The sequence below is a fragment of the Candidatus Phytoplasma sp. AldY-WA1 genome (assembly GCF_020312115.2).
GTDB classification, from domain to species: domain Bacteria; phylum Bacillota_I; class Bacilli_A; order Acholeplasmatales; family Acholeplasmataceae; genus Phytoplasma; species Phytoplasma vitis.
The window spans coordinates 1-947 of record NZ_JAHRHX020000128.1 but is presented as its reverse complement, the minus strand read 5'-3'; the positions used below and the strand labels follow the sequence as shown (position 1 = coordinate 947).

Here is a 947-nt window from a genome sequence, read left to right as displayed (position 1 = left end):
TTTTACAAATCTTATTAAAATCTATTTCCATTTTTATTCCAATACATACAATCAATGAGAATATAATTACACTGATAATGAAATAAACAAATGATCTAAGTCTAGATCTTGGAATATCATTTTTCATATATTATAATCTTCTTTATTTCATTTGTTGTTTTTTATTTTCATCTTGTTTATGTGGTTCATTTTGTGATGATTTTATCGTTGATTTATTTTTTTTAGATAAAATAAAATAAAAAAAACTAATTAAAATAAAAAACAAAAGAATACAAATAATAATAATTTTCTTTTGTTTTATTTTTTTTTAATTGTTATTCATAATAATTTTCCTTTTTTAAGTTGTTAATAAACGTTTTCTTAACTCTTCATAGTTAATTTCGATTTTTTCAATAAGTTTGTCATTATTCGCAATAATATCTAAACCTTTATTGTTTAATATGTCTTTTTGTTTTATTAATTTAAGGTATATGAGTTTTTCTTTTAAAATTTCTGTATCTTTTTCATTAATTTCTGTTTGATAAACGAGTGATTTTTTATTATATGGTTGTATTTCTTTGTATAATTCATTTATTTTTTTATTTGATTCATCCATTTCTGTCGATAATCCAGTTAGCTGTTTAGCTTGTACTTCTATTATTATTTCTTTATTTGTTTTTTCAATGTTTTTTGCTTGTATTTCTTTAATTTTCTTTTGAATTTCTTCACATTCAATTTTGTCTTTTTTAATTGAATTTTCGTAAGTTTCTTTTAATTTTTCGACATTTTCAGGGCTAATTGGTTTTATATTACCGTTATAGTCATATATTTGATTAATGAAACTGTGATATTTAGTTGAAAATTGGTTTTTTAATTTTTTGATTTCTTCTTGTTTTTGGAAATATTGTGAATCTTGTAATGCAACATCATTTTTAACAGTTACTTTATTTGTTGCAGCTAAGTATGCT

Annotated in this window: 1 protein-coding gene; it reads right to left on the bottom strand. The window is 20.3% G+C overall.

The genetic code is table 11. The features are described 5' to 3' along the window. Positions 1-337 precede the first annotated feature (337 nt). The coding region (locus tag KTO59_RS04415) for a hypothetical protein (protein WP_284928847.1) at positions 338-947 on the bottom strand (610 nt) is incomplete at its 5' end.